Annotated in this window: 20 protein-coding genes; 11 read left to right on the top strand and 9 right to left on the bottom strand. The window is 58.5% G+C overall.

The features are described 5' to 3' along the window. Positions 1 to 3: 3 nt before the first annotated feature. Positions 4 to 960 carry an NADPH:quinone oxidoreductase family protein gene (locus ACR0NW_RS03965; RefSeq protein ID WP_480448749.1) on the bottom strand — a complete coding sequence of 319 codons (957 nt, stop codon included), beginning with the start codon at positions 958 to 960 and terminating at the stop codon, positions 4 to 6. Positions 961 to 1,300: 340 nt separating this feature from the next. Here ACR0NW_RS03965 and ACR0NW_RS03960 point away from each other — a divergent pair, with 340 nt between their 5' ends. The 3 genes from ACR0NW_RS03960 to ACR0NW_RS03950 all read left to right on the top strand — a co-directional run bounded on the left by ACR0NW_RS03960 (position 1,301) and on the right by ACR0NW_RS03950 (position 3,969). Further along, positions 1,301 to 1,672 (top strand): helix-turn-helix domain-containing protein, encoded by a 372-nt coding sequence (locus ACR0NW_RS03960; RefSeq protein ID WP_170650888.1) that lies wholly within the window; start codon positions 1,301 to 1,303, stop codon positions 1,670 to 1,672. Between the two features lie 45 nt (positions 1,673 to 1,717). Next, the gene (hisN, locus tag ACR0NW_RS03955) at positions 1,718 to 2,509 is read left to right on the top strand and encodes a histidinol-phosphatase (protein ID WP_480448751.1); all 792 of its coding nucleotides are present in this window, start codon (positions 1,718 to 1,720) and stop codon (positions 2,507 to 2,509) included. A 116-nt stretch (positions 2,510 to 2,625) separates the two neighbouring features. Beyond that, positions 2,626 to 3,969: an 8-oxoguanine deaminase gene (locus ACR0NW_RS03950; RefSeq protein WP_480448752.1), complete on the top strand. Its 1,344-nt coding sequence runs from the start codon at positions 2,626 to 2,628 to the stop codon at positions 3,967 to 3,969. Positions 3,970 to 3,990: 21 nt separating this feature from the next. On the opposite strand, the gene guaD is transcribed toward ACR0NW_RS03950, so the two are convergent. Next, positions 3,991 to 5,274 (bottom strand): guanine deaminase, encoded by a 1,284-nt coding sequence (guaD, locus tag ACR0NW_RS03945; RefSeq protein WP_480448753.1) that lies wholly within the window; start codon positions 5,272 to 5,274, stop codon positions 3,991 to 3,993. A gap of 139 nt (positions 5,275 to 5,413) precedes the next feature. On the opposite strand from guaD, the gene mgtE reads away from it, so the two are divergent. Both mgtE and ACR0NW_RS03935 read left to right on the top strand, forming a co-directional pair. Beyond that, positions 5,414 to 6,808: a magnesium transporter gene (gene mgtE / locus ACR0NW_RS03940; protein WP_480448755.1), complete on the top strand. Its 1,395-nt coding sequence runs from the start codon at positions 5,414 to 5,416 to the stop codon at positions 6,806 to 6,808. Continuing rightward, the gene (locus ACR0NW_RS03935; RefSeq protein ID WP_480448757.1) at positions 6,805 to 7,371 is read left to right on the top strand and encodes a 5-formyltetrahydrofolate cyclo-ligase; all 567 of its coding nucleotides are present in this window, start codon (positions 6,805 to 6,807) and stop codon (positions 7,369 to 7,371) included. Before mgtE ends, ACR0NW_RS03935 begins: the two co-directional genes overlap by 4 nt. 3 nt (positions 7,372 to 7,374) lie before the next feature. Here ACR0NW_RS03935 and ACR0NW_RS03930 read toward each other — a convergent pair whose 3' ends face one another. Beyond that, positions 7,375 to 7,599, bottom strand: coding sequence for a DUF333 domain-containing protein (locus ACR0NW_RS03930; RefSeq protein ID WP_170650882.1), 225 nt, complete (start codon positions 7,597 to 7,599; stop codon positions 7,375 to 7,377). Between the two features lie 136 nt (positions 7,600 to 7,735). On the opposite strand from ACR0NW_RS03930, the gene ACR0NW_RS03925 reads away from it, so the two are divergent. From ACR0NW_RS03925 to ACR0NW_RS03915, 3 genes are all read left to right on the top strand, one after another. After that, positions 7,736 to 8,548, top strand: coding sequence for a TIGR00282 family metallophosphoesterase (locus tag ACR0NW_RS03925; protein WP_480448758.1), 813 nt, complete (start codon positions 7,736 to 7,738; stop codon positions 8,546 to 8,548). A 114-nt stretch (positions 8,549 to 8,662) separates the two neighbouring features. Beyond that, complete coding sequence (locus ACR0NW_RS03920) at positions 8,663 to 10,441, top strand: SLC13 family permease (RefSeq protein WP_170650880.1); 1,779 nt, start codon at positions 8,663 to 8,665, stop codon at positions 10,439 to 10,441. 99 nt (positions 10,442 to 10,540) lie between these two features. After that, complete coding sequence (locus ACR0NW_RS03915; protein WP_480448759.1) at positions 10,541 to 11,287, top strand: YbaY family lipoprotein; 747 nt, start codon at positions 10,541 to 10,543, stop codon at positions 11,285 to 11,287. A gap of 11 nt (positions 11,288 to 11,298) precedes the next feature. Here ACR0NW_RS03915 and ACR0NW_RS03910 read toward each other — a convergent pair whose 3' ends face one another. From ACR0NW_RS03910 to ACR0NW_RS03895, 4 genes are all read right to left on the bottom strand, one after another. Beyond that, on the bottom strand, positions 11,299 to 12,960 hold the full coding sequence (locus ACR0NW_RS03910) for an FAD-binding dehydrogenase (protein WP_480448761.1): 1,662 nt from the start codon (positions 12,958 to 12,960) through the stop codon (positions 11,299 to 11,301). Positions 12,961 to 12,971: 11 nt separating this feature from the next. Next, positions 12,972 to 13,829 (bottom strand): bile acid:sodium symporter family protein, encoded by an 858-nt coding sequence (locus ACR0NW_RS03905; protein WP_480448762.1) that lies wholly within the window; start codon positions 13,827 to 13,829, stop codon positions 12,972 to 12,974. 73 nt (positions 13,830 to 13,902) lie between these two features. Beyond that, entirely contained in the window at positions 13,903 to 14,637 is a 735-nt protein-coding gene (locus tag ACR0NW_RS03900) for a glutamine amidotransferase (RefSeq protein WP_480448763.1), read from the bottom strand. Positions 14,638 to 14,684: 47 nt separating this feature from the next. Further along, positions 14,685 to 16,457 (bottom strand): SLC13 family permease, encoded by a 1,773-nt coding sequence (locus ACR0NW_RS03895; RefSeq protein WP_480448764.1) that lies wholly within the window; start codon positions 16,455 to 16,457, stop codon positions 14,685 to 14,687. Positions 16,458 to 16,565: 108 nt separating this feature from the next. Between ACR0NW_RS03895 and ACR0NW_RS03890 the strand changes: the two genes are divergently transcribed. Then, positions 16,566 to 17,306, top strand: coding sequence for a YebC/PmpR family DNA-binding transcriptional regulator (locus tag ACR0NW_RS03890; RefSeq protein ID WP_170650874.1), 741 nt, complete (start codon positions 16,566 to 16,568; stop codon positions 17,304 to 17,306). 192 nt (positions 17,307 to 17,498) lie between these two features. Then, entirely contained in the window at positions 17,499 to 18,740 is a 1,242-nt protein-coding gene (locus ACR0NW_RS03885) for an MFS transporter (RefSeq protein WP_480448766.1), read from the top strand. 43 nt (positions 18,741 to 18,783) lie between these two features. On the opposite strand, the gene ACR0NW_RS03880 is transcribed toward ACR0NW_RS03885, so the two are convergent. Then, a complete protein-coding gene (locus ACR0NW_RS03880; RefSeq protein ID WP_480448767.1) occupies positions 18,784 to 19,473 on the bottom strand; it encodes a nitroreductase family protein in 690 nt (229 codons plus the stop codon). Positions 19,474 to 19,511: 38 nt separating this feature from the next. After that, positions 19,512 to 20,396: a LysR family transcriptional regulator ArgP gene (locus tag ACR0NW_RS03875; RefSeq protein WP_480448768.1), complete on the bottom strand. Its 885-nt coding sequence runs from the start codon at positions 20,394 to 20,396 to the stop codon at positions 19,512 to 19,514. Between the two features lie 87 nt (positions 20,397 to 20,483). On the opposite strand from ACR0NW_RS03875, the gene ACR0NW_RS03870 reads away from it, so the two are divergent. Beyond that, on the top strand, positions 20,484 to 21,083 hold the full coding sequence (locus ACR0NW_RS03870; protein WP_480448769.1) for a LysE/ArgO family amino acid transporter: 600 nt from the start codon (positions 20,484 to 20,486) through the stop codon (positions 21,081 to 21,083). Positions 21,084 to 21,099 lie beyond the last annotated feature (16 nt).

The following is a 21,099-nucleotide window of genomic DNA, read 5'->3' as shown; positions in this document are numbered from 1 at the left end:
GCGTCAGGGCGTAATCACGATTTTACCCGTCGACTTGCGTTCTTTGAGCAATCTCATGCCTTCGGCCACGTCCTCCAGAGGCAGGACGTGGCTGATATGCGGTTTGATGCGCCCTTCGGAATGCCAGCGGAACAGGGTCTCGAAGCTGTTGCGCACGACCTCTGGCCGGAACTTCAGATATCCGCCGATGTAAAATCCGATCACTGTCAGGTTCTTTACCAGAAGATGGTTTGCGGGGATCTGTGGAACGTCACCACCCGCAAAGCCAATGGGCAGCAGTCGCCCTTCGGGATTGGTTGCGCGAAAGGCGGCCTTGAATACATCTCCACCGATGGCGTCATAGACAACGTCGGCACCGCCCAGTGACTTTATGCGTTCCCGCAGGTCCTCATCTGCGTCAATCAGATGATCCGCACCTGCTTGTTGGGCCACGGCCAGCTTGTCTTTGCCCCGGGCCTGCGCGATGACGGTAGCCCCCATAAGCTTGCCGATCTCGACAGCGGTCAAACCGACGCCACCGGCTGCCCCGGTGACAAGAAGAGTTTCCCCCGGCTGAAGGTGGGCGCGGTGTTCCAGTGCAATGTGACTGGTGCCGTAAGCGATCTGAATGGCGGCGGCGTCCTCGAAGCTCATCGTGTCCGGAAGGGGCAACGCGCGGTTTGCGTCGAATATGCCGAAATCCGCCAATCCGCCTTGCCCCGAGTACACGGCGATTCGGTCTCCGGCCTTCAGATGGGAAACGTTTGTCCCCACCTTGTCGACAATCCCCGCGATTTCCATGCCCAGTGTAAATGGCGTGGAAGGTGTGTCCTGATATGTCCCCTTCTGCATCAGAAGGTCGGCAAAATTCAGTCCGCAGGCCCGAATGGCGACCCGAACCTGACCGGCTCCGGGCTCGGGGACCTGTATTTGGGTTAAGTTTGCCGCTGATCCGGCAGATTGGATTCGATAGCTACGCATGGTTTTCCTGATACTATCGCCATACGCCGCAGGTTGAACGGGATTGTCAATCGCAATCCTGGAAATGATGAATTTCCAGAGCCGGCTGGTTAAGTGCATGTTTCCAATTCGAAAACAGTGAATTGCGAATTAACCGGAGCACAACCACAAATCTGTGTTGTCCGTTTCAAACTCAACCTTCTTGAATTATTTCGCGAAAACAGCAATATTTGCACTCAGTGCGGTTCGGGGTGCATAATCGGAATTAGGGAGTTCTTAATTGGCCACTCGCCAGTATGGCGAAATATGGCTGTTGGTACGATTACCCGAACGGTTGTTAGTGAAACAGAGGAGAGAACCCATGACCCATCCCGTCGATGTCCATGTGGGCAAGCGCGTCAGGCACCGCCGCTGGCTGATTGGAATGACTCAGCAGCAGTTGGCAGAACAGGTTGGGATTAAGTTCCAGCAGATTCAGAAGTATGAAACTGGTGCCAACCGGGTCAGCGCATCCCGCCTGTGGGACATTGCCGAGGCTCTGGATGTTCCGGTCTCTTTCTTCTTTGAAGGTCTGGATGAGACGCAGAAGGACGGCGCCGACAAAAAGTCGGTTCCTGCGGATCTGATGGGTGACAAGGAAGCTCTGGATCTTGTGCGCTCGTACTATGCGATTCCGGAAAACCAGCGCCGCCGCCTGTTTGAACTGGCGCGCGTGCTGAGTGACGTAGCATAACTTCACTGACTTGACTTCACTGGCGCTGACACGCAGGGGTAGGGCATGGAACTGACCCCGAGCAGCGATCTTGAAGTCGCCAAAATGATGGCGGACGCCGCACGAGCGGCGATCCTGCCGTATTTCAGGCAAGCCAATCTTGATACCCAGAACAAGCTGGAGGCCGGATTTGATCCGGTCACGGTCGCGGATCGCGAGGCCGAGAAGGCGATGCGTGCAGTGCTGGCGGCGCATCGGCCGGATGACGGTATCTGGGGCGAGGAATTCGGAAAAACTCCGGGAACGACCGGGCTTACATGGGTACTGGACCCGATTGACGGAACCCGCGCATTCATCAGCGGAACGCCGACCTGGGGGGTGTTGATCGCCGTGGGGGATCAGGATGGACCCACGACAGGAATCATTGATCAACCTTACATCGGTGAACGGTTTGTCGGCTCGCCCGGCGTTGCCTTTTCGACCGGGCCACAGGGACAGTCGCAACTTGGTACGCGAAGCACGGCATCACTGGGTCAGGCGTTTTTGTTCACAACCTTCCCCGAGGTCGGAACGACGAAAGAAGCGACCGCGTTTCGCGCGGTTGCGGATCAGGTAAAACTGACCCGTTACGGGATGGACTGTTATGCATATGCTTTGCTGGCCGCCGGTCAAATCGATCTGGTGATCGAGGCGGGATTGAACGCCTATGACATTCAGGCACCCATCGCTGTAATCCACGCAGCCGGAGGTATCGTTACCGATTGGCATGGTAATCCCGCGCACGAAGGCGGTCAGGTTCTTGCCGCAGCAAATGCGGAGATTCACACGGCGGCTTTGAACATTCTGCAGCAATACTGATATTTGTTGCCCGAGGCGGCGCCAGCGGATAAAAACGTCAACAGCCGGTTCTTGGGTCCGTTTTCCACCGGCCTTCACACTCTTCGTATGAGACGGACGACAAAAGGAGTGTGGGGATGAACGAAATCCTGATCAAAAACGCTAAAACCATCCTGACGATGGATGACGACAGGCAAGAGCTTGCGGATGCAGACCTGCTGGTCCGAAACGGTCAGATAACTGCTGTTGGCAAAAACCTGACAACGGTGGGTGAAATTCACGACGCTTCGGGCTGTGTGGTGACACCTGGGTTGGTGAACACACACCACCACCTCTACCAGACTCTGACACGTGCGGTGCCCGGGGGGCAGGACGCCCTGTTGTTCGGCTGGCTCAAAACGCTTTATCCGATCTGGGCGAATTTCGGGCCCGAGGAAATCCATGTGTCAGCCCAGATCGGTTTGGCCGAGTTGGCCCTGTCGGGATGCACGCTGAGTTCGGATCACCTGTACCTGTACCCGAATGGATCGCGTCTGGAGGATACGATAGTTGCGGCCGCCGAACTGGGTATCCGGTTCCACCCGACGCGCGGTGCCATGAGCATCGGAGAAAGCGATGGCGGCTTGCCGCCCGACAGTCTGGTCGAGGACGAGAAGGCCATTCTTGAGGACATGATCCGGGTCGTGGACGGTTTTCATGACCCCTCTGAAGGGTCCATGTGCCGCGTTGGTCTTGCGCCATGCTCGCCGTTTTCGGTCAGCCGGGACCTGATGCGGGAAACGGCCCTGCTGGCGCGGGACAAGGCGGTGATGCTGCATACCCATCTTGCTGAAAACGATGAGGATATCGCCTATTCACAAGCCCAGTTCGGTTGCCGCCCCGGGCAATATGCCGAAGATCTGGGTTGGACCGGTTCGGATGTCTGGCACGCGCATTGCGTGAAGCTGAACGGGGAAGAGATTGATTTGTTTTCCAGAACCCGGACCGGGGTTGCGCATTGCCCCTGTTCGAATTGCAGGCTGGGTTCCGGCATCGCGCCTGTAAGGGCCATGCGGGATGCCGGTGTGAATGTCGGGCTGGGCGTGGACGGTTCGGCCAGCAACGACAGCGGCAATCTGGTGGCCGAAGCACGGCAGGCCATGCTGTTGCAGCGTGTGTCAAAAGGGGCTGACGCGATGTCTGCGCGGGAAGCGTTGGAAATCGCGACGAGGGGCGGAGCAGACGTGCTGAACCGTCCCGATTGCGGGCGGCTTGCGGTTGGCAAGCGCGCGGATATCGCGATTTGGGATGTCAGCGGAGTGGAAAGCGCCGGAAGCTGGGACCCGGCTGCCCTTTTGCTGGCCGGGCCCGTTCGCGTAAAACACTTGTTCGTGGAAGGGCGCCAGATTGTCCGTGACGGTCATGTTGCAACCATCGATCTGCCGGTTGTGATCGAGCGGCAGAACCGGTTGGCCACCGCCCTAATTGGGAAGCAGCACTGAAGCAGGGAAGGGCGGGGGTGATTACACCCGACGCCCTCCAATCCAGACCTCGGTGATTGCCCGGTCGTCCCCCATCATAATGGTGGGGAAAACGGCCTCCCATATGGTTTCGGCGCTTTTCACGCGCTGCGAGATGGCCGGGGTTGAGGCGAGGTCAAGCACGACCAGATCGGCCTCCATTCCCGGTGCCACATTGCCGATGCGGTCCTCCATCCGCAGCGTTCGGGCCGAACCGACGGTTCCCAGCCACAGCAACTGAGCCGCGTGCAGGGGAACGCCGCGGAGTTGACCGATTTCATAAGCCGCAGCCATCGTACGCAGCATGGAAAAGCTGGACCCGCCGCCGGTATCTGTTGCCAGCCCTACCCGGTGGCCGTCCTGCATCAGTCCGGCCATGTCGAACAGCCCCGATCCGATAAAGGTGTTTGACGTCGGACAGTGTATCAGTGCCGCGTCGACTTCCCGCAGGCGGTCCCGCTCGCGCTGTTCCAGATGGATGGCGTGACCATACAGGCCCCGCCCGCCCAGCAGGCCAAACTTCTCATAGGTATCCAGATAATCCCGCGCATCGGGAAACAGCGATCTGACCCACTCGATCTCGTCGGTTTGTTCGCTCAGGTGGGTTTGCATCAAACAGTCGGGGTGTTCAGCCCACAAGGCGCCCATCGCCTCAAGCTGCTCGGGCGTGGATGTCGGGGAAAACCGGGGCGTGATCGCGTATGAGATGCGATCTGTTTCGTGCCAGCGTTGCAGCAGGGCCTTGGATTGATCATAGGCGGATTGCGCCGTGTCCCGCAGCCCGTCGGGTGCGTTGCGGTCCATGCAGGTCTTGCCCGCGACAACCCGCTGCCCGCGTGCCTGAGCGGCGGTAAAGAAGGCATCCACACTCTCTGGATGGATGGTGCAGAAGCTGCACATCGTGGTGGTCCCGTGTGCAGTGGTCAGGTCGAGATACCGGTTGGCAATCTCGGAGGCGTATTCAGCCGCGCCAAACTTCATCTCTTCCGGGAAAGTGTAGGAATTCAGCCAGTCGATCAGTCGCTTGCCCCAACTGGCGATCATGGCGGTCTGCGGATAATGCACATGCGGATCGATGAACCCGGCCATAATGACCTTGTCACCATGATCGGTCACCGTCGCATCCGGGTACTCGCGGCCCAGATCGTCGGCCGCGCCGACAGCAACTACGCGGTCGCCTTCGATCACGACGGCTTCGCTGACGGTCACGGCGTCATCGGGTTCTTCGTTGAACGGGGTTCCGGTAAACGTCAGAACGCGCCCTTTCAAAAGCGTCTTTTGCGCCATTTACATCACTCTCCACATGTTTGGGACCGATCCACAGCATAAGGGGCGTAAAGATGTGGGTAAATTGGACCATTGTCATTGTTTTCCTGTAGCTGCTTCTTCTATTTAAGGTCCAATCGCCAGGATCAGGGGGCAGAGCATGACGACAGGCAACGAAAGCGCCGGAACCGATCAGCCCCGGGATGACGACGCCTATGCGCTGGACCCAAAGACCGTAACGGCGATCCTGTATGCGGTTGACGTTGACGATCGCGACAAGCTTGTCGAGTTGATGGAGCCGCTGCATGCGGCGGACATTGCCGACCTTCTGGAACAGATCAACTCGTTTGACCGGGCGCGCCTGATCCGGCTTTACGACAAGGAGTTCGATGGGGAAATTCTGTCGGAACTGGACGAATCCGTTCGGGAAGAGGTGATCAACGTCCTGCGACCCGACGTTCTGGCGGAAGCCGTGCGGGAACTGGAAAGTGATGATGTCGTCGACCTTCTGGAAGATCTGGAGGAGCCGCAGCAAGAGGCCATTCTGGATGCGCTGGAGGATTCCGAACGGGTAGCGGCTGAACAGGCGCTGTCTTACCCGGAAAACTCGGCCGGGCGTCTGATGCAGCGCGAAGTGGTCATGGCGCCCGAGCATTGGACGGTTGGGCAAACCATTGATTTCATGCGCGCAAGCGATGACCTGCCGGATCAGTTCTATCACGTCATCCTAGTTGATCCCCGGCTGAAGCCCATTGCGCATGTCACGCTTGGCAAGCTGATGGCGACGCCGCGCGATGTGCCGATGAGGGATATCGCAGAAGAAGAGTTTCACGTTATCCCGGTCGATCAAGACGAAGAGGATGTGGCTTATGCCTTCAATCAGTACCACCTGATCTCGGCCCCGGTGGTTGATGCGGATGGCCGACTGGTTGGTGTCATCACCATCGATGATGCGATGGCGGTTCTGGACGAGGAATACGAAGAGGACATGCTGCGCCTTGCGGGCGTCAGCGACGACAGTTCCATCTCCGACAGCGTGGCGGCGACCAGCAAGCGCCGTTTGCCGTGGCTTGCGGTGAACCTGTGTACGGCGATCTGCGCCTCGCTGGTGATCTCGCAATTCGAGGCGGCGATTGACCAGTTGGTAGCACTGGCCATTCTGATGCCGATCGTGGCGTCGATGGGTGGCAATGCGGGGACCCAGTCGTTGACGGTGGCTGTGCGGGCACTGGCCACACGCGACCTGACGGCGGCAAACGTGGGGCGGGTCATTCGCCGCGAATTGCTGGTCGGTATGCTGAACGGCCTGTGTTTTGCCATCGTACTGGGCACGGTTGGGATGATGTGGTTCGATTCTCCGTTGCTGGGTGTCGTGATCGGATCTGCCCTGGTCGTGAACATGATCATCGCGGGCTTCGCAGGTACGGTAGTACCGGTCGTGCTGGACCGTCTGGGCGTTGACCCGGCACTGGCATCGGGAACCTTCGTTACGACCACGACGGACGTGATGGGGTTTTTCATCTTCTTGGGGCTTGCCAGCGTGGTGTTACTGTGAGCGATACGACCGACCTGACGGAAATCAAAGCGGCGGCCCGCAAAGCCGCCTTTGCCCGCCGTAAAGCGGCGTTTGAAACAAGGATGCCGGGTGCGGCCGGACGCCTGTCCGAAATTCTTGCCGGACACAGGGGGGTTCCGATGTCCGGCTACATGCCGATCCGCACGGAAATCGATCCTCTGCCAGCCATGGCCGAGGCGACCGCCTATGGGCCAGTGGGCGTGCCTGTCATTCAAGGGCAGGGACAGGCCTTGCGCTTTTCGCGCTGGACACCCGAAGGGGTGCTAAAGGACGGACCTTTTGGTGCGAAGGTGCCCGAGGTCGATGACTACTTTGATCCCGAAATCCTGATCGTGCCGCTGGTGGCGTTTGATGTCCGGGGCGGCAGGCTGGGATATGGTGGCGGTTTCTATGATCGGACGCTTGAAGGCCTGCGCGCCAAACGCCCGACACTTGCGATCGGTTTCGCGTTTGATGCGCAGGAGGCCGAAGACCTGCCGCTTGAGCCAACCGACCAGCCCTTGGATATGGTCGTCACGGAAAGCCGGGTTCTGACCTTCTGATCCTTAGTTCTCGAAATGACTGCGCAGGTATTCCCAGGCATCCACTTCTTTGCCGTCAGGCAGGATGCAGACGCCGTACTCACTGCCGTCTGCGTTTTTTCGAATCTGATATTCGCCGTTGTTTTCGACGCAGAAGGTGGCGGCAGGATTGGCCATGGTGGTTGTCGTCTGGGCGGCAAGTCCAGTGGCGAGCAGCATCATCGACAGTGTCAGGGCGGTGCGAGTCATTGAAATTATCCTTGGTTGAGAATCGGTTACCCAATGAACTTGCCATCGCAAAATTCAAAATCAAGTATCGCGAATGGCCTGCAATTTGCATGGTTCTGCCTTGTTATCGCCGTGCGATACCCATAGGACCCGAAACATGAAGATTTTGTTTCTTGGGGACGTCATGGGGCGCGCGGGGCGCGCGGCCGTGCAGCAGCATCTGCCACGCCTGCGCGAGGAATGGCGTCTGGATTTCGTGGTCGTCAATGGCGAGAATGCCTCGAACGGTATGGGGTTGAGTGGCGATCACGCCAAACTGCTTCTGGATGCGGGCGCGGATTGTCTGACGCTTGGGGACCACGCTTTCGATCAGAAAGACATGTTGCAGTTCATCGAAAGCGAGCCGCGCATCGTGCGCCCGGTGAACTTCGCCAAGGGCGCGCCGGGGCGCGGATATCGCCTGTATAACGCGCCGGGTGGGCGGAAAATTCTGGTGGTTCAGGTTCTGGGTCAGGTCTTTATGAAGCGTCCGTTCGATGATCCGTTTTCTGCAATTGAACCCATACTCAAATCGCATCCGCGTGGTGGTCAGGCGCAAGCCGTTATCGTGGATATGCATTGCGAGGCGACCTCGGAAAAGATGGCGATGGGACACTATTGCGACGGGCGCGCCAGCCTTGTGGTTGGAACGCATACGCATGTGCCAACAGCAGATTCGCAGATTTTGCCGGGCGGAACCGCCTATCTAACCGATGCAGGTATGTGCGGCGATTATGATTCAGTGATCGGGATGGACAAAAAAGAACCGATGCGCCGGTTTATCACCGGCATGCCAAAGGCCCGCTTCACACCCGCAACCGGTGAGGCGACCCTGAGCGGCGTCTATGTCGAAACTGACGACAGAAGTGGTCAGGCGACGAAGGTGCGGATGGTTCGCGTCGGCGGGCGGCTCGAGCAAGCCGGGCCGTGAAAACACTAACTTTGGCAAAGCTAAAGTAAGCTGAGGCTTGCCCGCAGCCGCGCAATACGTGAAACTGGCTGCAGGGCGCTTGGGCCAGAACAGGGTTCGGACAGAATACCACGAATGGACTTCCTTCAATTGACAGATACTGGCAGCGCGATATTGGCGCTGTGCATTGTCGGGGGCATGTTCGTAATGTTCATGCGCGAAACCTATCCGACCGAGGTTGTGGCCATCTCGGGTGTCGCATTGATGATGATGACCGGTATTTTGCCCTATCAGAATGCGCTGGTCGTTCTTTCAAACCCGGCTCCCTGGACGATCGCTGCCATGTTCATCATCATGGGGGCGTTGGTCAGAACGGGCGCGCTGGACGCTTTTACGTCGATTGCCCAGAAGCAGGCGCAGGTCAATCCAAGGATCGCAATCGGGCTGCTGATGGGTTTTGTTATCATCGCGTCTGCTGTGGTTTCGAATACTCCTGTGGTCGTTGTTATGATTCCGGTTTTCGTGCAAATCGCCCGCACGTTAAACCTGCCAGCCTCAAAGCTTCTGATCCCGCTCAGCTATGCGGCGATATTGGGCGGAACACTGACCCTGATTGGTACGTCAACCAACCTGCTGGTCGATGGTGTGGCACGGGCACAGGGTTTGCCTGCCTTTTCGATCTTTGAGGTCACCCCGCTTGGGATAGCCGTGGTGATCTATGGCATGGTTTATCTGCGGTTCATCGCGCCGCATCTTCTGCCTGAGCGGGATAGTATGGCAAGCATGCTCAGCGACCGGTCGAAGATGAAGTTCTTTACCGAGGCCGTCATCCCCCCCGACAGCAACCTGATCGGGCGCGAGGTTACGGGGGTGCAGTTGTTCAAACGCCAGGGTGTTCGTCTGATCGATGTGATCCGCGGCGACGAATCCCTGCGTCGTAACCTGAAGGGGGTAGCGCTGCGGGTCGGCGACCGTGTCGTTCTGCGGACCCAGATGACCGAACTTCTGAGCCTTCAGAGCAACCCGGAACTCAAGCGTGTTGACCAAGTGTCCGCCGTGGAAACCAAAACCGTCGAGGTGCTGATAACGCCGGGCTGCCGCATGATCGGCCGAACATTGGGTGCGATGAGGTTGCGCCGCCGCTATGGCGTGTATGTTCTGGCCGTGCATCGGCGTAATCAGAACATCGGTCGGCAACTGGACGAGTTGGTGGTCCGGGTGGGCGACACGCTGCTGCTGGAGGGATCTCCTGCCGATATTCAGAAACTGGCCGCCGATATGGATATGGTCGAAGTCGCACAGCCTTCGGGGCGGGCATACAGGCGCAGCCATGCGCCGATTGCCATTGCGTCGCTGATCGGAATTGTTCTGTTGGCCGCCTTGGGTGTGGCACCAATTCTGATGCTTTCGATCATTGCCGTGGCCGTTGTGCTGGCGACCCGCTGTATTGATGCGGATGAGGCGTTTTCCTTTGTCGAGGGTCGACTGCTGGCCCTGATTTTTGCAATGCTGGCCATCGGGGCCGCGCTGGAAAGCTCGGGTGCGGTCGAATTGATCATCAACGCTATCGCCCCGTCGCTTGGTATGCTGCCGCCCTTCCTGATTGTCTGGGCTGTGTACCTGCTGACCTCCGTACTGACGGAGCTGGTGTCGAATAACGCGGTTGCCGTTGTTGTCACCCCGATTGCCATCGGGCTGGCGCAGGCGGTTGGGGTCGATCCGCGCCCGCTTGTGGTTGCGGTTATGCTGGCGGCATCGGCCTCATTCGCGACACCTATCGGATACCAGACCAACATGCTGGTATATGGCCCCGGCGGGTACAGATTCATGGATTTTATGAAGGTGGGTATCCCACTCAATCTGACAGTCGGCCTGCTTGCATCACTGCTGATCCCGTTGATCTGGCCGCTTTGACCAGCGGCGCATTACCGCCGACGGCTGGTCGAACAGCTTGAAAATTCAAACTTTCTTACGATCTTGTCTGGTAACAGGATCTGAAAGGGTGAGTTTGACATGCGTAAATCCGCATTGGGCGTTGCCGCTTTGGCTGGTCTACTGATCGCAGTTGCAGGCCAGGATGGTGCAGTCGCAGGAACCGTGCAAGGGTCGGCAACCTATCGCGAACGTATTGCCCTGCCACCAGACGCCACCTTGGTCGTCGAACTTCAGGACGTGTCCCTTGCCGACGCGCCTGCGGTTACACTGTCCGCACAGCGGTATTCGCTGAGCGCGGTGCCTGCCGCCTATCAGCTGACCTATGACGATGCTCTGGTACGGGATGGGATGCGGTATGTCGTCAGAGGGTCAATCTATGACGGGCGAAAGCTGCTGTTCACCACGGACACCGCCTATCCGGTGTTGACGGATGGTGCCGGAAATCAGGCCGATCTGGTTCTTGTTCAGGTCAGCAATCAGGGGCAGGCGATGCTTGAGAATACCAAATGGATCGCCACAGAATGGGGTGGTGAGGCACCTGATACCGACAAGCCGCCAGAGATTTCCTTTGGTCAGGACGGCGCTTTTGGCGGCAGCGGAGGGTGCAATCGCTTTTCAGGCAAGGCCGAGATTTCCGGCAATGCCATCAATTTTCCCGACAACATGGCGGCGACCCTGATGGCCTGCCCCCCGCCTTATGACGAGATCGAGCGTCAGTTCTTCAAGGCATTGCAGCGCGTGGTTACCTTTACGCGAGCGGGGAATGAACTGATCCTGACGGACGCTGCGGGCGATACCGTCCTGCGTTTCAGACTGGCGCAATAAGGGCAGGTCGGTCAGGCAACGGCCCGCGATCTACCTGCGTTGCGACCGGAAAAGATGCATCCGCCAAGAAAGGTGCCCTCCAGGGCGTTGTAACCGTGATACCCGCCGCCGCCGAACCCTGCCACTTCACCTGCGGCGAACAGGCCCGGCACAATCTGGCCATCTGCGCCGATCATCTGACTGTCCAGATTGGTCTGCAACCCGCCCAGTGTCTTGCGGGTCAGCACATGCAGCTTGACCGCGATCAGGGGACCGTTGGCCGGATCGAGAAACTTGTGCGGCTTGGCGGTGCGGATCAGGCGATCCCCGCGGTAGTTGCGGGCGGCAAGAATAGCCATGATCTGGGCGTCCTTCGAAAACGGATTGTCGATCTGGGAATCGCGTGCCTCGATCTGTGCACGCAAATGGGCTTCATCGATAAGACCGCCGCCCAGTTGGTTCATGCCGCTGACCAGTTCTGTCAGCGTGTTGGCCACGACAAAATCCTCACCCTTTTCCTTGAAGGCCTCGACCGGTCCCGTTGCCTTTGCGCCCGAGAGGATGCGCTGCCGGATGACCTCCTTCCAGCTTCCCGAAGTGAAGTCGGGGTTTTGCTCTGACCCTGACAGGGCGAATTCCTTCTTGATCACCTTCTGGGTCAGAACGAACCAGCTGTATTCATAGCCTGTCTTCAGAATTTCCCGCAGGGTTGTCAGGGTGTCAAAGCCCGGCAGGCACGGAGGGTTCAGACGGTTGCCGCGCGCGTCAAACCACATGGAACTGGGGCCGGGCAGAATTCGAATGCCGTGCGCGGGCCAAATCGGGTCCCAGTTGCGCACGCCTTCGGTGTAATGCCACATGCGATCGCCATTGATGACATGGCCGCCTGCTTTTTCGCTGATGGCAATCATTCTTCCATCGACATGGAATGGCACACCGGCGACCATATCCTTGGGCGGCTCACCCAGGCGATCACGAGGCCAGCTTTTTCGGACCAGTTCGAAATTCCCGCCAATACCACCTGACGTGACGATGATCGAAGGGGCATAGACCTCGAATTCACCCACCTCGTCACGATTTGTTTTCTCGCCACGCTGCGCTGTGTCGTCAGCCAGCACTTCGCCGGAAACACCCTTGGCTGTTCCGTTTTGCATAATGATGTGACTGGTTTGATGCCGGAACTTCATCTCAATCAGACCGGCACTGACATGTTCACGCACCCGGCGGATGAAATGTTCCAGTACGCCAGGCCCTGTACCCCATGTAATGTGAAATCGCGGGACCGAATTGCCGTGACCATTGGCATAAGAGCCGCCACGTTCGGCCCAGCCCACTACCGGGAACCAGCGCAGCCCCATCCCGTGCAGCCATGGTCGCATTTCTCCGGCGGCGAACTCGACATAGGCCTCGGCCCATTTTCGGGGCCAATTGTCCTCATCCCGGTCGAACTGTGCGCTGCCCATCCAGTCGCGCAGGGCAAGTTCCTGACTGTCATGAATACCCATGCGGCGCTGTTCGGGCGTGTCCACCATGAACAGTCCACCTAGGCTCCAAAAGGCCTGCCCGCCCAGAAAATGCGCGGGCTCCTGATCCAGCAGGATCACCTTTTTGCCCCTATCGCCCAGTTCCGCCGCCGCTGCAAGGCCCGCCAGGCCACCTCCGACAACGATCGCATCTGCTGTATTTGCGGTCATGAGGCGTCCTTTCAGCGGTTACGGAACCAGATGAGGAATGGGATGGCCACGGCATACATGGTGATGCCGTAAACGGCCGAGGGCAGGGCCAGTGGGCTGAACCCGGTTGTTGTTCCGGTGATCAGTGCGCCCAGCGTAATGCCAAGCGCAGAGTTCTGGATTCCGGTTTCGATTGAGATTGTCTTGCTCTCGTTCCACGACAGGTTTGCGGCGCGTGAAATCGCCAGACCTATCAAAAGCAGAGCGACATTGAGTGTGATCAACCCGGCCCCCATGACGCCCAGGTTGTCGACAAACAGCTGCCAGTTCCCGGCAAGGGCTGCGATCACGATGAGGACGAAAAGGGCCGTGGCCAGTTTTGAAAGCGGCCCGTCGATCCTCAGGGCGAAATCTCTGGCGAAATGCCGAAGGCTGACGCCGATTGCCACGGGCAGAGTGGTGATCAGGAACATTGCAAAGGCCAGTCCGCTGATTGAAACCTCTGGTGCCTGCTCGCCCATGAAATGATTGATCGACCAAGAGGCCAGAAAGGGAACCGTCACCATCGACAACAGGCTGATGACGGCGGTCAGGCTGACTGACAACGCCACATCACCCTTTGCCAGTTTCGACAGGATGTTGCTGGTCACACCACCCGGGCAAAAACTGAGCAGCATGAAGCCGACGGCGATTTCAGGCGGCAGCGCAAACAGCTTTACGACAGCAAACGCCACAACAGGCAACAGGGCGACCTGACTGAGTGCGCCGATGGCAAAAGGATAGCGTCGGGTCAGAACGCGGCGAAAATCGCCTGCCTCCAGACCGACGCCCAGAGACAGCATGATGATGGCCAGCGACAGGGGCAGGCCCACATTGATCAGAAAGTCCAAAAACAACCCCTCCCAAAGTCGTTTCCGGTCAGATTAGGCGAGGGGGTCGGGATCAGGCAACAGCGCCGTTAGGTCACCCATAGCGTTCGGCAAACCGCCGCAGAATTTCGCCGGGTTGGGTGACGTCAGCCGAATGGCACGCGTCAATCAGGTCTTGTGCATCCTCGGGTGGGAAATAGCCGTGATCCTTGTAGATATTGATACGCTGCTCAAAATCCCGGGCATCCGCCTCGGGATGAAACTGGGTGGCATAGACGTTTTGCCCCCAGCGGATCATCTGGAACGGACAAGGCTCAGAGGAAATCAGATGGATGCAACCTTCGGGCAGGGCCTGCACGGCTTCTTTGTGGCCGACAAAGGCTTCGAATACTGGTTGCAACCCGTCGGTCAGCGGGTCTGATGCCGCGTCCTCTGTCAGGTGGCAAGTCGAAGGACCTACCGGTTCGCTGTATCGTGCTTTGCTGACTTCGCCGTCCAGATGTGCTGCCAGAATGCCCAAACCGTAGCAGCATCCCATGAACGGATGATCGGCCTGCGTTATCTGTGGCATAAGGCCCATGATCGCATTTTCGATCCGGGTATCCAACGGTGACTTTTTCTCTGGATCGTCACTGACGCATCCGGGACCGCCGCCAACGATCACGCCAGCGTAGTCGGTGACATTCAGGCCATCAGGCAGATCCTCGCAATCCAGACGGATGCGATGCACACGGTCTGGTGACAATCCGCATTTGTCCAAAATGGACACGAACTCGGCGTCGGCGGCATCCGTTTCCGGGCGAAGCTGCAGGATCAGAAAGCGTTTCATGGCCTGCCCTTATCCTGCGGCGCAGGGGTTTGGCAACATGGCGCGGGTCACAGCGGCCAGAACAGCAGAATGGCCGGGATCGAAACCGCGACGATGAGAATTTCCAGCGGCAGCCCCATGCGCCAGTAATCGCCGAACTGATAGCCGCCGGGGCCAAGGATCAGCGTGTTGTTCTTGTGACCGATTGGGGTCAGGAACGCCGCCGAGGCTGCAACCGCCACGGCCATAAGGAAGGGATCGGGCGAAACCTCCAATGTGCGGGCCATCTGGATGCCGACCGGGGCTGCGACAATGGTGGTGGCGGTGTTGTTCAGCACATCTGACAAGGTCATCGTTACGATCATCAGGACGGTCAGGATCGCCCACGCCGGAAGTCCGGCCGTCAGCGACACCAAAGCACCCGCGATCAGTTCGGTGCCACCTGAGGTTTCCAGCGCTGTGCCAAGAGGGATCATCGAGCCCAGCAAGACCACTACGGGCCATTCGATCTGATCATAAATCTGGGCAATTGGCAGGATTTTGGTCAGGACGTACCCGATCACCACCAGTCCCAGCGCAATCGGCAGATAGATCAGACCGATGCTGGCGGCCAGAACGGCGGCCGCAAACAGTCCGATGGCCAGCCACGCCTTGTCATTGGCGGTCACGGCCAGCCCACGCTCGGCCAGGGGCAGGCAGCCCAGCCATTCGGTCACATCCGGTCCTCGGTCGCGCGGGCAGAGCAGCAGCAGGATGTCACCCGGCTCGACCTCGGTCTTGCGAACCTGATTGGTGATGCGGCGGCCCTGACGCGAGATGCCCATCAGCACCGTGCTTTGCCGCCATGACAGTCCCAGCGCCTGTGCTGTCCGGCCCGTGATGCGGGCGCTTTCCGGGACGACGACCTCGATAACCTCAAGCCCGTCACCTGCGGCTGTGAGTAATTCCTGCCGTCTTGTATCCGAAAAATCCAGTTTGAGCGCAGATCGGAACTCATCCAGTGCCTCGGGCGTCGCTTCCAACACCAAGGCGTCCCCTTCACGCAGGATCGCATTGGCGGCGCGGCCATACCGGCGTTTTCCATCGCGGATCAGGCCAATGATCGCGACGTCTGTCTTTTCAGCGGTCTCATCCAGCTCGGCCACGCGCTTGCCGATCTGTGCGGACTCGGCCGGAATCGTCAGTTCCGCGATATATTCCGCAAGGGCCTCGGACGTGTCGGCCTGCGCACCCCGATCCGGGATCAGGCGCCAGCCGATCAGGGCAACAAAAACCAAACCCGCGATTGCCGCCAAACCGCCGACCGGGGCGAAATCGAACATGTGGTACGGCTCACCCAGTGCCTCGCCCCGTATGGATGCGATGATGATGTTTGGCGGCGTGCCGATCAGGGTTGCCATGCCGCCAAGGATGGTTGCGAAACTCAACGGCATGAGGGTCAGCCCTGCCGCGCGGCCAGCCTTGCGAGCGGTCTGGATATCGACCGGCATCAGCAGCGCCAAAGCGGCGACATTGTTCATAAAGGCCGACAGGACCGCCCCGATGCCACCCATCAGTGCAATATGGGCGCCCAGCCCGCGTGAGGCATCGACAAGCGTCCGGGTGATCATGAAAACAGCGCCCGAACGCACCAGCCCGGCCGAAACCACCAGAACCAGAGCGACCACAATGGTTGCGGGGTGGCCAAACCCGGCAAAGGCATCGTCCACCGGGACGACCCCCAGCACCACACCAATCATCAGGGCGGTAAATGCCACAAGATCGTATCGAAAGCGCCCCCACAGCAGCAGCGCAAAAACGGAAAGAAACAGCGTAAACAATATGATCTGATCTGTCGTCATGCGCCCACCATAGCCACCGGACCTGTCACGGCAAGCCGATCTCTTGATCCCCGGCCCCGCAAACGTCTATATGAGCGCCGAAACACGCAATCATCACGAGGACGCAACATGGCCGGCCATTCCAAATGGGCCAACATCCAGCACCGCAAGGGGCGTCAGGACGCCGCGCGGTCCAAACTGTTTTCCAAATTGTCGAAAGAGATCACCGTCGCCGCCAAGATGGGTGACCCCGATCCCGAAAAGAACCCGCGTCTGCGTCTGGCGGTGAAAGAGGCCAAGTCGAACTCGGTCCCCAAGGACGTGATCGACCGGGCGATCAAGAAATCCGTTGCCGGTGAAGGCGATGACTACGAAGAAATCCGGTACGAGGGCTATGGCCCCAACGGCGTAGCGGTAATCGTTGAGACGATGACCGACAACCGCAACCGGACAGCCTCGACCGTGCGCTCGACCTTTTCCAAGAACGGCGGCAATCTGGGCGAGACCGGATCGGTCGGATTCATGTTCGAACGCAAGGGAGAGGTCGTTTTCCCTGCAACCGCTGGCGATTCCGACGCTATCTTTGAAGCGGCCATCGAAGCCGGTGCCGAAGATGTAGAAAGCTCGGAAGATGGTCACGTCATCTGGTGTGCGGATACCGATCTGAACGACGTATCCGGCGCGCTTGAGGCCGCCCTTGGTGAATCAGAGTCAACCAAACTGGTCTGGAAACCCACTACGACCACCGAGCTGGGTCTGGAAGACATGCAACGGCTGATGAAGCTGGTTGATGCACTGGAAGATGACGACGACGTTCAGCGTGTGACGACCAATTTCGAAGCATCTGACGAGGTCATGGCACAGCTCTGAAGCGACCAGAAACTGTTTTGCAGAAAGCCCGGCAAATCGCCGGGCTTTTTCATTTCTTGGCCGAATGGTTCGAACTTTGTACCTTGTGGGTAGGTTCAGGTATTTCGAGAGGGTTGATTTGGTGGCAAAAAGTAAGCGCAACTGGTTGGTTGGTTGATGGCCTCCGCGCCCAGAAAGTTCGAGCGACGCAACATGTCCGCTTTGACAAGTCAAAGCATTCTGTCACAGGTCGCCTGGACAATGGGCAGCCCATCGGTCGTCATGCCGTTTCTTGCGGTATCGCTTGAACTGCCGATGATACTGGCCGGCGCACTGGTTTCGATCCGCAAGCTGGGCAGCATGATCGGGGATGTATTTCTGGCTGACGCAATCGCCGCGAAATCCGAGAAAAAGCGCGCCTTGGCGATGTGCGAGATTGCAATCGGCGCATGTCTTCTGCTGGCAGTGATTGTCGCCGCGACGGGCAACATGATCTTGGTGGCCATCGCTTTCGTTGCCGCGTTCTTCATGATCGGTCTGATTGAAGAAATTCAGGGGCTGATGCTGGTGGATTTCCTTAGCAACCACCTCAATTCCAACGCGCGAATCTGGCAGCACTACCTGCAACTTGGGCTTGGCGGTGTGGGGGCGATTGCCCTGACACTGGTGGTGCATGAAATCACCAAAGGCCAGCCGCCGTTTCAACGTCATTCCGCCGTGGTCGCTATTGCCACGGCTTGTTTCCTTGTGTCGGCTGTTTTTGTGATGGCGGTTCGGGAGCTGGCGGGTGCCAGTTCTGAAAAAGTCGAAACTCCCAGATCACCAAGGACGACAGTCACATCGTTTCTGTCGGATGCGCGGACGCTGTTTGGTGAAAGCTGGTTTCGCAAATACCTTGCGATGCGCTTGCCGCTGGTGGTGGTCGCCCTTGCCGTTCCGTTCTTTGCCCTGATCGCGGCTGAATCGCATCATAGCTCAGCGAGAGGGATGACAGCGCTGATCATTTCGTCTGCTGCCGGATATCTGGTGGCCGCGCCGTTGTGGCACGTTGTGAATATGAAATCCCACCAGGTGGTGATGATCACCGGGTCACTGCTGGTGGCGGGGACAGGACTGGCCTTGATCCTGATGCATTTTGGCGGGCTTGACCACGATGTGCGGGCGCATTCGATTGCCCTTTTTGTGGCCACCATTGCTGTGACCGGCACTGGCGGTGCGCGCAAGCTGTACTTTATGGACATCGCGCCAGAGGATCAGCGCATCAAAGCATCTGCCGTGATCAAAAGCGTATCCAGGCTGACCGCCGTGATCGTGGGCGCCGGGCTGGCTGCAGTTGCCCACAGTCAGGAAGTGGTTTGGGCCATCGTTTTCATCGTGGCCGCAAGTGTTTTTGCGGCCTATGCCTGCAGCCGTTTCGTAGCACCGCACCCGAAACACAAGGAAGCTGCCCGCTAGGGGCTTTGGGCCGTTCGCAGAAATTTATCGATCATGCCCTTGATCAGAAGAACGACGAAATCTCCTCCAGAGGCTTCTTCAGCTTAGCGACTGACGGCACCGTGGCATTGTCGGCAGGATGCCCGACCGCAATGATCATCGTGGGCTTTTCCGAGGCCGGTCGGTCCAGTGCCGCGTTCAGAAAACGCATCGGGTTCGGCGTGTGGGTCAGCGTGCAAAGGCCTGCGTGATGCAGGGCCGCCAGCAAAAAACCGGTGGCGATGTTCACGCTTTCCGGAACGTAATAGTTCTTGTAACGGGTTCCGTCGTCGAACTGCCCCCAACGCTGGGCGAAAACGACGATCAGCCACGGGGCGACGGTCAGGTGTTCCTTGACCGCATTGGTGCCGATCGGTTCCAACGCCTTGATCCATTCGTCACCGGCACCACCCTCATAAAACCGCTGCTCTTCTTCCTCGGCTTCCTCGCGAATTCGCTGTTTCAAAGCCTGATCCGAGATGGCGGCGAAATGCCAGGGTTGATGATTTGCACCTGACGGGGCAGTTCCGGCAGTACGAATGCAGGTTTCAATCACCTCGCGCGGGACGTCGCGGGATGAATAATCCCTGACCGTGTGCCGTTTGCGCATGACATCATAAAAGGCACGCGCTTCGGCAATCATTTCTGCGTCCGGCAGGTCATTGTGATCCGGAAGCGGTATCGGGTCATAGTTGAGCGCGTCGCGGGTGAACATTGCAATACTCCGGTTTGTTCTTGTCTGATCCAATCGGGTTACGCGCGGATCAGGTCCTTGGCTGAGGCACTTTTGACGGCCTTCGTCAAAGGTGCAAGTGCTGTCGCCATGATGCGGCCAACTTGCCACGTCAGCGGAACGTCCAGCGGCGTGTCGGGCAACAGAACCTGCAAGCTGTTGTCCTGTATGGCTTGCCGCACCAGAGATTCAGGGTTCATGCCCCATCCCAGCCCGGCACAGGCGGCATCGACAAAAGCATGTGTCGAAGGCAGGAAATGGGAGGGCGGAGAGATGCGCGCGTCAAAGTTTTTTGCAAGCCAGGTCTTTTGCAGATTGTCCTTGCGATTGAACGTCATGCAGGGCGCAATTGACAGCGTGTCAACGGTTACGCCTTCCCGAAACCATTGGCGGGCAAAGGCGGGATTGCAGGTGGCAAGATACCTCAGCGTGCCCAGCGGAACCGCGTCGCACCCGGTGACGGGCTGGCCGCCAACAGTGACTGCCGCGCTGACCTCGCCGCGTCTCAGCCAGTCGGCTGAATGGTCCTGATCGTCGATGACCAGATCGAACAGCAGGTCCGGGACCGCTGCCATGGCAGTGACAAACCAGGTGGCAAGGCTATCGGCGGGAACGGCAACTTTGACACGCGCTGAACCCGATCCGTTCTCCAGCGCAAGTTCGCGGCTGAGTTGAGCCTCCAGCAGGCCAATGTCCTCGGCGTGTTTTGCAATCCGCAGGCCCGCCGCCGTACCGGTGCAGGGTGGCCCGCGATGAATGAGGGAGGTTCCCACATGGTCTTCCAGGGCTTTGATGCGCTGTGAAATGGCCGAAGGGGTGACGGCCAGATCGGCGGCAGCGGCATCAAAGCTGCCCAGCCGCAGAATCGCCGACAGGGTGGCCAGATGATTGGGGTCGAACAACATTAGCTCAGCTTAATTTGGCTTAGGATAATTAACTGGATAAATCCACGTGCACCCAATAGTCAACTCGGGCAATCAGTCGGAGGCCACATGTCAGCTACGTTCATTCCGGGTTTCGCCCTTGGGTTCAGCCTGATTCTGGCGATCGGTGCGCAAAATGCGTTTGTCCTTCGACAGGGATTACGGCGCGAGCATGTTTTTGCACTGTGCCTGACTTGCGCGGTGTCAGACGCCATCCTGATCGCAGCGGGTGTTGCGGGGTTTGGGGCTTTGGCGCAGGCCATCCCTCAATTCGAGCCGGTCATGAGATATGGCGGAGCGATATTTCTGATCTGGTATGGGTTCCGCAGTCTGGATTCCGCGTGGAAGGGCGGCGCGGCCATGGATGCCGAAAAAGGGCAGAAAACCAGCCTGAAGACTGCATTGCTTATGGTTCTGGCATTCACCTGGCTTAATCCGCACGTCTATCTGGATACCGTTGTCCTTATCGGCTCGATCTCTGCGCAGTACGATGACAGGTTTGCCTTTGCGCTGGGGGCCGTCACCGCCAGTTTCACCTTCTTTTTCTCACTGGGATATGGCGCCCGATTGCTGGCCCCGTTTTTCACCCGCCCGCGCGCGTGGCAGGTTCTTGATGTGCTGATCGGAATAGTCATGCTGGGTATCGCATTGAAACTTGTTGCGATGTGAAGGGTTGTCCCGGCGG

The organism is Ruegeria sp. CF5, assembly GCF_056537325.1.
The sequence above is the reverse complement of the archived record's forward strand: the minus strand, read 5'-3'. Positions and strand labels throughout refer to the sequence as shown.

What these genes read in the sequence shown, in the direction of transcription:
- ACR0NW_RS03965 (WP_480448749.1), bottom strand. Translation starts at nt 960, where the DNA reads ATGCGTAGCTATCGAATCCAATCTGCCGGATCAGCGGCAAACTTAACC.
- ACR0NW_RS03960 (WP_170650888.1), top strand. Translation starts at nt 1,301, where the DNA reads ATGACCCATCCCGTCGATGTCCATGTGGGCAAGCGCGTCAGGCACCGC.
- hisN (WP_480448751.1), top strand. Translation starts at nt 1,718, where the DNA reads ATGGAACTGACCCCGAGCAGCGATCTTGAAGTCGCCAAAATGATGGCG.
- ACR0NW_RS03950 (WP_480448752.1), top strand. Translation starts at nt 2,626, where the DNA reads ATGAACGAAATCCTGATCAAAAACGCTAAAACCATCCTGACGATGGAT.
- guaD (WP_480448753.1), bottom strand. Translation starts at nt 5,274, where the DNA reads ATGGCGCAAAAGACGCTTTTGAAAGGGCGCGTTCTGACGTTTACCGGA.
- mgtE (WP_480448755.1), top strand. Translation starts at nt 5,414, where the DNA reads ATGACGACAGGCAACGAAAGCGCCGGAACCGATCAGCCCCGGGATGAC.
- ACR0NW_RS03930 (WP_170650882.1), bottom strand. Translation starts at nt 7,599, where the DNA reads ATGACTCGCACCGCCCTGACACTGTCGATGATGCTGCTCGCCACTGGA.
- ACR0NW_RS03925 (WP_480448758.1), top strand. Translation starts at nt 7,736, where the DNA reads ATGAAGATTTTGTTTCTTGGGGACGTCATGGGGCGCGCGGGGCGCGCG.
- ACR0NW_RS03920 (WP_170650880.1), top strand. Translation starts at nt 8,663, where the DNA reads ATGGACTTCCTTCAATTGACAGATACTGGCAGCGCGATATTGGCGCTG.
- ACR0NW_RS03915 (WP_480448759.1), top strand. Translation starts at nt 10,541, where the DNA reads ATGCGTAAATCCGCATTGGGCGTTGCCGCTTTGGCTGGTCTACTGATC.
- ACR0NW_RS03910 (WP_480448761.1), bottom strand. Translation starts at nt 12,960, where the DNA reads ATGACCGCAAATACAGCAGATGCGATCGTTGTCGGAGGTGGCCTGGCG.
- ACR0NW_RS03900 (WP_480448763.1), bottom strand. Translation starts at nt 14,637, where the DNA reads ATGAAACGCTTTCTGATCCTGCAGCTTCGCCCGGAAACGGATGCCGCC.
- ACR0NW_RS03895 (WP_480448764.1), bottom strand. Translation starts at nt 16,457, where the DNA reads ATGACGACAGATCAGATCATATTGTTTACGCTGTTTCTTTCCGTTTTT.
- ACR0NW_RS03890 (WP_170650874.1), top strand. Translation starts at nt 16,566, where the DNA reads ATGGCCGGCCATTCCAAATGGGCCAACATCCAGCACCGCAAGGGGCGT.
- ACR0NW_RS03885 (WP_480448766.1), top strand. Translation starts at nt 17,499, where the DNA reads ATGTCCGCTTTGACAAGTCAAAGCATTCTGTCACAGGTCGCCTGGACA.
- ACR0NW_RS03880 (WP_480448767.1), bottom strand. Translation starts at nt 19,473, where the DNA reads ATGTTCACCCGCGACGCGCTCAACTATGACCCGATACCGCTTCCGGAT.
- ACR0NW_RS03875 (WP_480448768.1), bottom strand. Translation starts at nt 20,396, where the DNA reads ATGTTGTTCGACCCCAATCATCTGGCCACCCTGTCGGCGATTCTGCGG.
- ACR0NW_RS03870 (WP_480448769.1), top strand. Translation starts at nt 20,484, where the DNA reads ATGTCAGCTACGTTCATTCCGGGTTTCGCCCTTGGGTTCAGCCTGATT.